Origin of the sequence: Neorhizobium sp. SOG26 (genome assembly GCF_003491345.1) — a bacterium.
Classification (GTDB): domain Bacteria; phylum Pseudomonadota; class Alphaproteobacteria; order Rhizobiales; family Rhizobiaceae; genus Neorhizobium; species Neorhizobium turbinariae.
On the sequence record NZ_CP025512.1, the window covers coordinates 939,077 to 950,975 of the forward strand.

10 protein-coding genes are annotated in these 11,899 nt (G+C 63.0%); 1 reads left to right on the plus strand and 9 read right to left on the minus strand.

Annotated features, from left to right (window positions below; genetic code table 11):
• Positions 1-55: 55 nt before the first annotated feature.
• From CYG48_RS04595 to topA, 5 genes are all read right to left on the minus strand, one after another.
• Complete coding sequence (locus CYG48_RS04595) at positions 56-1,240, minus strand: MFS transporter (RefSeq protein ID WP_118849299.1); 1,185 nt, start codon at positions 1,238-1,240, stop codon at positions 56-58.
• 10 nt (positions 1,241-1,250) lie between these two features.
• Positions 1,251-1,907: an NUDIX hydrolase gene (locus CYG48_RS04600; RefSeq protein ID WP_245450537.1), complete on the minus strand. Its 657-nt coding sequence runs from the start codon at positions 1,905-1,907 to the stop codon at positions 1,251-1,253.
• A gap of 32 nt (positions 1,908-1,939) precedes the next feature.
• A complete protein-coding gene (locus CYG48_RS04605; protein ID WP_118849301.1) occupies positions 1,940-2,410 on the minus strand; it encodes a DUF983 domain-containing protein in 471 nt (156 codons plus the stop codon).
• 2 nt (positions 2,411-2,412) lie between these two features.
• Complete coding sequence (gene rnr / locus CYG48_RS04610) at positions 2,413-4,683, minus strand: ribonuclease R (protein WP_245450538.1); 2,271 nt, start codon at positions 4,681-4,683, stop codon at positions 2,413-2,415.
• Between the two features lie 89 nt (positions 4,684-4,772).
• Positions 4,773-7,427, minus strand: coding sequence for a type I DNA topoisomerase (topA, locus tag CYG48_RS04615; protein WP_118849303.1), 2,655 nt, complete (start codon positions 7,425-7,427; stop codon positions 4,773-4,775).
• A gap of 243 nt (positions 7,428-7,670) precedes the next feature.
• On the opposite strand from topA, the gene CYG48_RS04620 reads away from it, so the two are divergent.
• Positions 7,671-7,877 (plus strand): hypothetical protein, encoded by a 207-nt coding sequence (locus CYG48_RS04620; protein ID WP_118849304.1) that lies wholly within the window; start codon positions 7,671-7,673, stop codon positions 7,875-7,877.
• On the opposite strand, the gene dprA is transcribed toward CYG48_RS04620, so the two are convergent.
• Genes dprA through CYG48_RS04640 form a run of 4 tightly spaced genes read right to left on the minus strand, consistent with a single transcriptional unit; the run spans position 7,857 to position 11,867 of the window.
• Entirely contained in the window at positions 7,857-9,002 is a 1,146-nt protein-coding gene (gene dprA, locus CYG48_RS04625) for a DNA-processing protein DprA (RefSeq protein ID WP_118849305.1), read from the minus strand. The two genes, CYG48_RS04620 and dprA, sit on opposite strands and share 21 nt — an antisense overlap.
• Before the next feature lie 15 nt (positions 9,003-9,017).
• Positions 9,018-9,635 carry a glycerol-3-phosphate 1-O-acyltransferase PlsY gene (plsY, locus tag CYG48_RS04630; protein WP_245450413.1) on the minus strand — a complete coding sequence of 206 codons (618 nt, stop codon included), beginning with the start codon at positions 9,633-9,635 and terminating at the stop codon, positions 9,018-9,020.
• A gap of 10 nt (positions 9,636-9,645) precedes the next feature.
• On the minus strand, positions 9,646-10,932 hold the full coding sequence (locus CYG48_RS04635; RefSeq protein ID WP_118849307.1) for a dihydroorotase: 1,287 nt from the start codon (positions 10,930-10,932) through the stop codon (positions 9,646-9,648).
• The gene (locus tag CYG48_RS04640; RefSeq protein ID WP_118849308.1) at positions 10,929-11,867 is read right to left on the minus strand and encodes an aspartate carbamoyltransferase catalytic subunit; all 939 of its coding nucleotides are present in this window, start codon (positions 11,865-11,867) and stop codon (positions 10,929-10,931) included. Before CYG48_RS04640 ends, CYG48_RS04635 begins: the two co-directional genes overlap by 4 nt.
• Positions 11,868-11,899 lie beyond the last annotated feature (32 nt).

Below are 11,899 nucleotides of genomic sequence, written 5' to 3' on the forward strand. Positions count from 1 at the left end.
ACGCGTGAGGCCCACGGCGAAATCTGGCGCGAAATTACAAATCGCGCCCGAAAAGTCAACCTCGATTTGACCGGAAAAGCACGCGGCCAACGGAAACAACCACATAGAAGCCGAAGAATCCGGCCAGAGCCCAGGCAAATCCGTCATTGCCGCCGACATCCATGGCCGCGCCGACCGCCTGCGGACCGGCAACGGTGCCGACCGCATAACAGAAGATGAAGGCGGCATTGGCCGCGGCGAGATCCGGACCGCTGAGTCGGGCGCCAAGATGGGCCAGGCCGACGGTATAAAGGCCGGAGACGCAGCCGCCCCAGAAGAACAGGATGACCGCCATCAAGAGCCAATGCTCGATCAGGTAGGGCAGGGCGAGCGAGCCCAGCACGCCAAGCACCGCCATGCCGGCGAGCAGCGGGCGCCGGTCCTTCAGCTTGTCCGAGTAAAGCCCGAGCGGGATCTGGAAGGCCATGTTGCCGATGCCCATGACGGTGAGCAGCACCGCTGCCTGCGATTCGCTCAGCTGTTCGCGCAGGGCGTAGATCGGGAAAAGCGACAAACCACCGGCCGAAACGGCGCCGAAGGCGAAGACTGCAGCGGTCGCGGTCGGCACCAGGAATATGTAGTGGAAGAAGTTGCGGTCCGGTTTGCTCTCGAGGACGGGGCTCTCGTTGCGGGCAATGAAGATCGGGATCAGGGCCAGCATGATGATGCCGGCACCCACCGTGAAGGGTAGGATGCCATCACTTCCCAGCAGCGAGAACAGCAGCGGCCCCAGCGCAAAACCCACGGCCAGCACTGTCGCATAGATCCCGAGCACCAGGCCGCGGCGTCGCGGCGGCGCAGCCTCGTTGATCCAGAATTCCGACAGGATGAAGAGGGTCGTGGTTGCGCCATGGAAGGTGAAGCGCAGCGGGAACCACATCCAGAAGGCTTCGGCGAAATAGAAGCCGATGGCGCTGAGCGCCGAGATCATTACCGCCACCATCATGGTGCGCGCGACGCCGAAGCGATGGGCAAACTTGGTGGTGATGGGTGCTGCCAGCATCGACGCGATGCCGGCCATGGCGGCGTTGAGCCCGATCAGGGTCGACGGAATGCCGCGCTTTTCCAAGATGATCGAGAGCAGGGGCAGCCCGAGCCCGATGGCGATACCGACCGCACTGATGGCGGACGTGGCGGCAACCAGCGACGGCCAGTGGATCTTCTCGACAAAGCCGTTCGAGTCCGTCGTCGGCTGGGGCATTCCCTGTTCCTTACAGTCGGCTGCGGATGAAACGTCCGCGTCGCATGAAGTAGAAGTTGACCGGGCTGCCGAATGGCAGGGAGGGCTCGTCGGCTATGAGATCCCTCACATCCTCCAGCACCCGCGTCGTAATCGCCGGGAGTTTCAGACTGGAAAGCTCACGGATGTCAAGCCAGCGCAGGTCCTGCAACTCATCTGAGTCGGCAAGATGACGCAGGTCAAAGCCGCATTCATCGAGAAAGGCGAGAAAGAAACGGGTGTCGAAACGGCGGACATTGCCGGGCGGAGTGATGGCACGCGCGACGTAACGAAGCCTGGAAAGATCGGTGCCGGTCCCCTCGGGGAAGGAAAGTCCGGTTTCCTCGCGAAGTTCGCGCAGGGCGGCGAGTGCCAGTGCCCGCGCGCGGGCAGTCCCTAAGCGTGCGGAAGCGCCGGTGAGCAACCGGTCGAACACCCTTGCGTCGAGATCCTTGGAAAATGGCAGGGAATGGTCGCGTGCATCGCGGCGGCCGCCGGGAAAGACATAAACATTCGGCATGAAGACATGCGCGCTGCCACGACGGCCGACCAGCACCCGGTAGGCGCCATTCGATCGATCAACCAGCAGAAGCGAGGCTGCGTCCCGCGGCCGGACACCCGGAACGCGGGCATGCTTGATTTCGTCCATGGCAGACGGAACGTGTTCCTCGCCGTCGGACGTCATCCACGCGTTCCGTCCCGACGCGGCGGCAGTTCGAACACGTCATCCTCGTCGCCATGGCCGCCGAAGCCGTGCATGCGGTTCGCCCACTGCAGGCCGATCACCGCGCCTTTGATCGGCTGGATCGAGACGAGTGCCGCGAGCACGGACAGCGGGCTCCAGATCGCCAGATGCACCCATGGGGAGAGCGTAAAGAGGAGGTCGGAGGCCATGTAGCCGGCCATCAGCACGTGGCCGACAACAAAGATCACCAGATAGGCCGGCAGGTCGTCGGCGCGATGGTGATGCATGTCTTCGCCACATTCGGCGCAGGAATCAACGGGTTTCAGGAAGGCGCGGAAAAGCCGGCCCTGGCCGCAGTTCGGGCAACGGCCGAGCATGCCACGCTTCATCGAGCGCAGCAGCGGGCGAGGGTTCTCGGCGTAGGCGCCAAATCGCACCGTGCTCGTGTCGGTTTGTGGCACTGACATTCTTACCTCCTGCGGCCGCGGGGCGGACGGGTGCCGGGTTTAGCGCGCCCGGATGAACGGTCACGCCGACCTGACTTGTGGAACGACCGGACTGCCGTCGGCATCTTTTTGCCTTCGCTCAGCATCTCGAATTGCAGCGCGCCGGCAAGCGGTATCGCCTGCTTCAGCCGCACTTCGACGCTGTCGCCGATCTGGTATCCCAGCCCGCTCTTTTCGCCAGAGAGCGCCTGGTGCGCCTCGTCATAGATGAAGTAGTCGTTTCCAAGCGTCGAGATCGGGATGAACCCATCGGCCCCATAGGTTGGCAGGGAAACGAACAGCCCGGCCTTGGTGACGCCGGAGACGCGGCCTTCGAAGTCTTCGCCGATGCGCTCTGCCAGATGATGCGCCACCAGCCGGTTGACGGTATCGCGCTCGGCGGCCATGGCGCGCCGCTCGAAGGTCGAGATCTCGGCGGCGATGTCATCGAGCTGCGCTTCTTCATCCGGCGTGATGCCACCTTCACCGAGGCCCAGCGACCCGACCAGCGCACGATGCACGATGAGGTCCGCATAACGCCGGATCGGCGAGGTGAAATGCGCGTATTTCATCAGGTTGAGGCCGAAATGGCCGATGTTGTCGGGGCTGTAGATCGCCTGGCTCTGGGAGCGCAGCACCATCTCATTGACCATGACCTGGTGAGGCGTGCCCTCGGCCTTCGACAGGATACCGTTGAACGAGTTGGAACGCATCTGGCCGCCCTTGGCCATGGAGATACCGAGGGTTGCCAGAAACTCCCGCAGCGTTTCCTGCTTGGCGAGCGACGGCGCGTCGTGGACGCGATAGACCAGAACCTGCCGTTTCTTTTCGAGCGTTTCGGCAGCACAGACATTGGCCTGGATCATCATCTCTTCGATGAGCTTGTGGGCATCCAAACGTTCCGGAACGAAGACGCGGTCAACGGTGCCGTCTGGCTTCAGCAGGATCTTGCGCTCCGGCATGTCGAGCTCGAGGGGCTGGCGACGGTCACGGCCACGCTTGAGGATGCCATAGGCGTGCCACAGCGGCTTCAGGATCGTGTCGAGCAGCGGTCCGGCCTTGTCGTCCGGCTTTCCATCAATTGCCGCCTGGGCCTGCTGGTAGGAGAGCTTGGCGGCGCTCTTCATCATGATGCGATGGAAGGTATGGCTCGCCTTGCGGCCCTCTTTCGAGAAGACCATGCGCACGGCAAGTGCGGGGCGGTCCTCGCCTTCACGCAGGGAGCAGAGGTCGTTGGAGATGCGCTCCGGCAGCATCGGCACGACGCGGTCCGGGAAATACACGGAATTACCGCGCTTCAGCGCCTCGCGGTCCAGCGGCGAGCCGGTGCGGACATACCAGGAGACATCGGCGATCGCGACCGTGACGATGACGCCATCCAGATTGTCAGGCGACGGATCGAGTTCGGCATAAACGGCGTCGTCGTGGTCCTTGGCGTCCGCCGGATCGATGGTGATCAGCGGAAGGTCGCGCCAGTCCTCGCGTTTCGACATGGTGGCCGGCTTGGCGGCATCGGCTTCGTCCAGCACCTGCTTGGGGAACATGTGCGGAATGCCGTGGGCATAGATCGCGATCATCGAGATCGCCTTTTCGGAACCCACTGAACCGACGACGGACAGGACGCGTGCCCGCGGCAAGCCGAAACGGCTGGAACGAACGACTTCCGACTCAACGAGATCGCCGTCCTTGGCCTCGCCAAGATCAGTTGAATCGATCACCATCTCCTCGCCGCGCCGATCGATCGGCAGCAGGCGGATCTCGCCATCGGCGAGCTTGTGCACGACGCCGAGCGCGGCGCCGCGGCGCTTGTCGATGACCTTGATGACGCGGGCCGTATAGGCAGGGCCGGACCTATCCTTGTTGGGGAAGATCTTGGCAAGCACGCGGTCGTTGAGGCCGGCGGCCGGTGTCTTGCCCTTGCCACGGTTTTCCGATGACTGCCGGATCAACACCGCCGGTGCAGCACCGTTCTCATCAGCCCATTCGCTCGGCCGGCCGATCAGCTCGCCGTCCTTGTCGCGGGTGGTGATGTCGAGCACCGTGACAGGGGGCAGGGCGCCCGGGCGCGTCAGCGACTTGCGGTTCTTGGTGAGGAGACCTTCCTCCTCGAGCGTGCGAAGCAGGTCCTTCAGTTCGACACGCGTGTCACCCTTCAACCCGAAAGCCTTGGCGATCTCGCGTTTCGAAGCCTTGTCAGGGTTCTCCGAGATGAACTCCAGCAAGACTTCGCGCGGCGGCACGGCCCCATGGATAATCGCGGGCTTATCGCCCGATGCCGCGCCGGCTCCTCGTTCAGCACGCTCGGCGCGCTTCTGTTGACGTCTCGACCTGTCTTGCGGTTCTCTCACGTGTCCGTCTTCTTCGCCTTCGTAGCGGTCTTCTTGGCTGGCGCCTTTTTAGCGGGAGCCTTTGTCTTCTTCGTGTCTGCCGCAGCCTTGGTCGCCGTCTTCTTGGCCTTTGCCTTGGCAGGCGCGGCCTTGCCGCCCTTTTCAACAATAAGTGCCATGGCTTGTTCCATGGTCACCGATTGCGGATCCATGCCCTTCGGCAGGGTGGCGTTGATCTTGCCCCAGTTCACATAAGGACCATAACGGCCGTCGCGAACGGTGAGTGCGCCGCCATCCGGATGGTCTCCCAGTTCCTTGAGCGCCGCTGGCGTGCCGCGGGTGCGGCCGCCCGGGCCCTTGCTCTGCTTTTCAGCAAGCACGGTCACCGCCCGGTTCAGGCCGATCGAGAACACGTCCTCGACGCTTTCGAGGTTGGCATAGGTGCCATCGTGGAGCAGGAACGGGCCATAACGGCCGATGCCGGCCGAGATCATCTTGCCCGATTCCGGGTGCTTGCCGACGTCGCGCGGCAGGCTGATGAGCGCGAGCGCCTTTTCGTGGTCGATGTCTTCCGGCTTCCAGCCCTTTGGCAGCGAGGAGCGCTTGGCTTCCTTGCCTTCCCCGCGCTGAACATACGGCCCGAAACGACCCGAACGCAGCGTGATTTCTTCACCGGTATGCGGATCGGCACCAAGCGCCTTCGGCTCGTTCAGTCCGGCGGCTTCCGCATCCGCACCGCCCTCGGAGGAAAGCTGGCGGGTGTAGTTGCATTCCGGATAGTTCGAGCAGCCGACGAAGGCACCATACTTGCCGAGCTTCAGCGACAGGTTGCCGGTGCCGCAGACCTGGCAGATGCGCGGGTCGCTGCCGTCTTCGCGCTTGGGGAAGACAAGCGGGGCGAGCGCCTCATTCAGGGCGTCGAGCACGTTGGTAACGCGCAGTTCCTTGGTGTCTTCGATCTGGCCGAAGAAGTCCTGCCAGAACTCCCGGAGGACCTGCTTCCAGTCGAGTTCGCCAGCCGAGATCTTGTCGAGCTTTTCTTCAAGATCGGCCGTGAAATCGTATTCGACATACTTCGTGAAGAAGCTTTCGAGGAAGGCGGTGACGAGGCGGCCCTTGGCCTGTGGCACGAGCTTGCGCTTCTCCGCCGTGACATATTCACGGTCGGACAGCGTCTTCAGCGTTGCCGCATAGGTGGAAGGGCGGCCGATGCCGAGCTCTTCCATCTTCTTGATCAGCGATGCTTCCGAATAACGCGGCGGCGGCTCGGTGAAATGCTGGCCTGCATCCACCTTGCGCTTGTCGAGCTTTTCGCGCGCATTGATCGGCGGCAGGCGACCGTCCTCGTCGTCATCCTCGCCCTTTTCGCCTTCTTCGCGCTGGTCCATGTAGGCGCCAAGGAAGCCGTCGAAACGGACGACGGAGCCGACGGCGCGCAGGCCAGCCTTCTGGCCGTTGTTGTCGGCAAGGATCTCAACCATCGTGCGCTCAATCTCGGCGGACGCCATCTGGCTGGCGATGCCGCGCTTCCAGATCAGGTCGTAAAGACGCTGCTGGTCGTGATCGAGATACTGGCGCACCTTGTCGGGCGAGCGGTTGAAGTCGGTCGGGCGGATCGCTTCGTGCGCTTCCTGGGCGTTCTTTGCCTTGGTCGAATAGAAACGAGCCTTTTCCGGCAGGTAGCGCTGGCCGAACTGGTCGACGATCGCGTGGCGCGCACCTTCGATCGCTTCGGGCGCCATCTGCACCCCATCGGTACGCATATAGGTGATGAGGCCGACCGTCTCGCCGCCGATGTCGACGCCTTCATAAAGCTTCTGCGCCACCTGCATGGTGCGCGAGGCGTTGAAGCCAAGGTTGGACGATGCCGCCTGCTGCAGCGTGGAGGTGGTGAATGGCGGTCCCGGATTGCGCTTTACCGGCTTTGCCTCGACCGTATCCACGGTATAGACGGCGCCATCGAGCAGCGCCTTCAGGCGGTTTGCGTCTTCGCCATTCTTGATGCCGCGGTTCTGCAGGCGCTTGCCGTCGGCAGACACGAGTTTCGCTTCGAACTCGTCGCCGCGCGGGGTGCGCAGCAATGCGGACAGGTTCCAGTATTCTTCCGAAACGAACCGCTCGATCTCGTTTTCGCGATCGCAGACGAGCCTCAGGGCAACCGACTGAACGCGGCCAGCCGACCGGGCGCCGGGCAGCTTGCGCCAGAGAACCGGCGAGAGATTGAAACCGACGAGATAATCTAGGGCGCGGCGCGCAAGATAGGCGTCGACCAGCGGCACGTCGATATCGCGCGGATTGGCCATGGCATCGAGCACGGCCTTCTTGGTGATGGCGTTGAAGACAACGCGCTTCACCGGCTTGTCACCAAGGACGCGTTTCTTCTTCAGGAGGTCGAGAACGTGCCAGGAAATGGCTTCCCCTTCGCGATCCGGGTCGGTTGCGAGGAAGAGGCCATCGGAACCTTTCACGGCGTCCGCGATATCCTTCATGCGCTTTTGCGAGGAGGCATCGACCTCCCAGGACATTTCGAAATCCTGGTCGGGAAGCACGGAGCCATCCTTGGCGGGCAGGTCACGCACGTGACCGAAAGATGCGAGAACCTTGTAGCCCGAGCCAAGATACTTGTTGATGGTCTTGGCTTTGGCCGGAGATTCTACGACGACAACATTCATTTTTGCTTCTCTGGAAATAGACGCGTGCCCGGAGGCGGAGCTTCCAGGCGAAATCTTCGATCCCGACATGGAGGGCCTTTTGCCTGCGGTCAAGAGGCACAACCGATTTTAGGGGGCTGAAGCGGCCGCAACCGGAGGGGGATCTGCAATTACTTGCAATTCTAAATAAACAACGTAGAGTTCGACTTGCGGACGGGTGAAAAATATTGGACGTAGCTTTCAATCCTCTCTCTAGGGTGACACATGATCCTTCGCAGCGAGATGACTGGCCGGCTTGAAGTCGAGCCAAGGGAGAATATTGCGTATATCAGGCAGATGCTGGGGGAGTTGCGGCAGGTGGCACTCGGGGAGGGGGCGGACATGCTCTGCTACCTGATCGAGATGGCCTATGTCGAAGCGGGAGACGTGCAGGCGGGCCGCCGTCCGCGATCAGTCTTCCATCGCGATTGACACCAGGCCATTGGCGTGGCGGTGAAGCCGCCCGGCGAGATCGAGTTCCAGCAGCGCGAGATAAACAGACGATGGCGCCAAGCCTGTGTGGCGGATGATGTCGTCGATCTCGACGGGGGTGGGGCCGAGCGCCGAGGTGATCTTCATGCGGTCATCGTCATTGGGTGGCAGCATTGCGCTGGCGTTCTTGTCGGGTTCCTCGACAACGGGTGGCGCCGGCACATCAATCTCAGAGAGTGGCGCCAGCGCATCGATGACGTCGCGTGAGCCGGTGGTGACGATGGCGCCCTGTTTCAGGAGGCCATTGGTCCCATGGCAGCGCGGATCGAGTGGCGAACCCGGCACGGCAAAGACGAGCCGTCCGGCTTCTGCGGCAAGTCGCGCGGTGATCAGCGAACCGGAGCGCTCTGCGGCCTCAACAACAACGACGCCGAGCGAGATGCCGGCGATCAGGCGGTTGCGGCGTGGAAAGTCCCGCGCACGTGGCTCCCAGCCGAAGGGCATCTCGCTGACGGCGAGGCCAACGCCATCGGTAATCTCGTCCAGAAGGGCGATGTTTTCCGGCGGATAGGGCTGGTCGAGACCGCCGGCAAGGACGGCGATCGTCCCGGTGTCGAGGCTGGCGCGGTGGGCGGCGGTATCGATGCCGCGGGCGAGACCCGACGTCACCGTGTATCCGGCGCGTCCACATTCGCGCGCGACCGTGGCGGCGAACTTCGCACCGGCGATCGAGGCGTTGCGTGAGCCGACAAGCCCCACCGACGGCTGCGTGGCGGCATGCAGGTTTCCCTTGACGGCGAGGAGCGGTGGCGCGCCATCAAGTTGGCGCAGCGCGGGCGGGTAGTAGGGTTCGCCGATGCCGATGAAGCGGGCACCATGCTGGTGGGCGGCTTCGAGTTCCCGTTCGGCCTCGGAGGCTGTGGCAATGCGGATAGAGCGTGTGGCGCCGCCACGTGCCGACAGTTCCGGCAGCATGGCCAGCGCATTTTCGGCGGAGCCGCAGTGATTGATCAGGTCGCGGAAGGTGTGTGGCCCGACGTTGTCGGAGCGGATCAGGCGAAGCCATGAAATCCTCTGGCGGTCCGTCAGCGCAATTCCCGTCTGCCTTGCGCTGCCGTCTGCCATGGATGGGCTCCCGTCCTATCCCTTTTGGCCGATCTTGCTCTCGGTACCGGCCATCAACCGCTTGATATTGGCTTCATGCTTCCACCAGGAGATCACTGTCATGAGGGCCATGACAAGCGCGACCTTCGGCTGGTCCATGAACCACAGTACAACCGGGATGAGCAGAGTTGCAACCAGGGCGGAAAGCGAGGAATATTTGCTGATCTTTGCCACGAGGAGCCAGATGACGGCGAAGACCAGCACCATCAGAGGCGCGACGCCAAGCAGCGTGCCGATATAGGTCGCGACGCCCTTGCCGCCCTTGAAGCCGAGCCAGACGGGGAAGAGGTGGCCAAGGAAGGCGGCAAAGCCTGCAAGCAGGCCTGCTTCCTCGCCAAAGAGGTACCAGCCGATCAGCGCCGCAGCGGTCGCTTTGAGCGCATCGAGCAGAAGCGTCGCAGCCGCAAGCTTCTTGTTGCCGGTGCGCAGCACGTTGGTGGCCCCGATGTTTCCCGAACCGATCGAACGAATGTCGCCGAGCCCGGCGGAGCGGGTCAGGATGAGGCCGAACGGGATCGACCCCAGCAGGTAACCCAGGATGAGGGCGCCCGCCGCGACGGGAAAGGTGATCTGCCAGTTCAGAAGCTCGTTCAAGCAGGTCTCCTCAAAGAGAATAGACGCATTTGCCGGCGACATAGGTCGCAACGGCCCGACCGGAAAAACGAGCCTTCTCGAATGGCGTGTTCTTCGAGCGCGACAGAAGCATATCCTCCGACACGATCCAAGGCTCTTCGAGATCAATCAGGGTGATGTCTGCCTTGGCGCCCGGCTTCAGCGTGCCGGCATCGAGCCCGAAGATCTGCGCGGGACGGGTCGACATGGCGTCGATCAGCCGCATCAGCGGCACGCGGCCGTCATGATGAAGGCGCAGGGCCGCGGCGAGCATGGTCTCGAGCCCGATCGCCCCGTCGGCTGCGTCGGCAAACGGCAGGCGCTTGGTGTCAACGTCCTGCGGATCATGCGACGAGACGATGATGTCGATCGTGCCGTCCGCCACGGCATCCGCCATGGCAGTCCGATCCTCCTCACGGCGCAGCGGCGGCGCGAGCTTGAAGAAGGTCCGGTATTCGCCGATGTCGTTCTCGTTGAGCGACAGGTGGTTGATGGACACGCCGCAGGTAACGTTGGCGCCGCGCGAGCGGGCAGTTTTCATCGCTTCGGCCGACTCGGCGACCGAGATCTTCGTCGCATGGTACTTGGCGCGGGTGAGGGCTGCGATGCGCAGGTCGCGCTCGAGCGGAATGATTTCCGCTTCCTTCGGCACGCCTGACAGGCCAAGCCAGCTTGCAAACAGGCCTTCGTTCATCACGCCGTTGCCGAGGTACTTTTCGCGCAGCTCGAGCGATATCACCGAGTCGAACTCACGCGCATAGGTCATGGCACGGCGCAGAAGAAGGCTGTCCGACAGGCCGTGGCGGCCGTTGGTGAAGGCAACCGCACCGGCATGCTTCAGCAGCCCAAGCTCAGTCATCTCCGTTCCGGCAAGGCCCTTGGTCAGGGCAGCCGCGGGATAGATGTTGATTGCCGCCTTGTCGCGGGCCGTCTTCTGCACGAACTCGATGAGGGCGATGTCGTCGAGCACAGGATCGGTGTCGGGCATCATGATCATCGAGGTGATGCCACCAGCCGCTGCCGCACGCGCCGCGGACTCGATCGTCTCGGTGTGTTCTGCGCCGGGTTCACCGACATGCACCTGCGCATCGACAAGGCCGGGCGTGGCAACGAGCCCGCTGCAGTCCTTGACGGTGGCGCCTTCCGGCGCGCCCTGGTTCAGCGCGTCACGCCCGGCGGCAAGCACGCGGCCATCATCGCCGATGATGATCGTGCCGGTCTCGTCCAGATTGCGGGACGGATCGATGATGCGAAGGTTCTTGAGGACGGTGGCAGTCATGCGCGCTCTCCGTCATTGGAGGTCAGCAGGGTTTCCATGACGGCCATGCGGACCGCGACCCCCATCTCGACCTGTTGTTCGATGACGCTCTGCGGACCGTCGGCGACTTCCGAGGCAATCTCGACACCGCGGTTCATGGGGCCGGGGTGCATCACAAGCGCATCCTCCTTTGCCGCCTTCAGCTTTTCGGCGTCGAGGCCGTAGAAGCGGAAGTATTCCCGCACCGAAGGCACGAAGGCGCCAGCCATGCGCTCGCGCTGAAGACGCAGCATCATCACGACGTCCGCGTCCTTCAGGCCTTCTTCCATGGAGTGGAAGACTTCGACACCCATGTCGCGGATGCCAGAGGGAAGCAGCGTCGAGGGTGCGACGACGCGAACGCGCGCGCCCATGGCGTTCAGCAGCAGAATGTTGGATCGCGCCACGCGCGAATGCAGAACGTCGCCGCAGATCGCCACGATGATGCGCGAAAGCTTGCCTTTGGCGCGGCGAATGGTGAGCGCGTCAAGCAGCGCCTGCGTCGGATGCTCATGCTGGCCATCGCCGGCATTCACCACCGAACAGGCAACCTTCTGGGCCAGAAGCGCCGCAGCACCTGCGGACGAGTGTCGCAGCACCAGCACGTCGGGACGCATGGCATTAAGCGTCATTGCGGTGTCGATCAGCGTTTCGCCCTTCTTCACCGAGGAGTTGCCGACCGACATGTTCATGACGTCGGCGCCGAGGCGCTTGCCCGCGAGCTCGAACGAGGATTGCGTTCGCGTCGAGGCTTCAAAGAAGAGATTGATCTGGGTGAGGCCGCGCAGGGTGGACGTCTTCTTTTCCCGCTGGCGGGAAATCTTCACGGCCTCGTCGGCCTTGTCGAGAAGAAGAGTGATGTCCTGTTCGGTGAGACCCTTGATGCCGAGGAGGTGGCGGTGGGGGAAGAAGACCATAAGTCGTGTCTCCGCTTGCGTTCGGCGGTCTA

Coding starts and splice junctions, on each gene's coding strand:
- topA (WP_118849303.1), bottom strand. CDS start 7,427: ATGAATGTTGTCGTCGTAGAATCTCCGGCCAAAGCCAAGACCATCAAC.
- CYG48_RS04640 (WP_118849308.1), bottom strand. CDS start 11,867: ATGGTCTTCTTCCCCCACCGCCACCTCCTCGGCATCAAGGGTCTCACC.
- CYG48_RS04605 (WP_118849301.1), bottom strand. CDS start 2,410: ATGTCAGTGCCACAAACCGACACGAGCACGGTGCGATTTGGCGCCTAC.
- CYG48_RS04595 (WP_118849299.1), bottom strand. CDS start 1,240: ATGCCCCAGCCGACGACGGACTCGAACGGCTTTGTCGAGAAGATCCAC.
- dprA (WP_118849305.1), bottom strand. CDS start 9,002: ATGGCAGACGGCAGCGCAAGGCAGACGGGAATTGCGCTGACGGACCGC.
- CYG48_RS04635 (WP_118849307.1), bottom strand. CDS start 10,932: ATGACTGCCACCGTCCTCAAGAACCTTCGCATCATCGATCCGTCCCGC.
- CYG48_RS04620 (WP_118849304.1), top strand. CDS start 7,671: ATGATCCTTCGCAGCGAGATGACTGGCCGGCTTGAAGTCGAGCCAAGG.
- CYG48_RS04600 (WP_245450537.1), bottom strand. CDS start 1,907: ATGGACGAAATCAAGCATGCCCGCGTTCCGGGTGTCCGGCCGCGGGAC.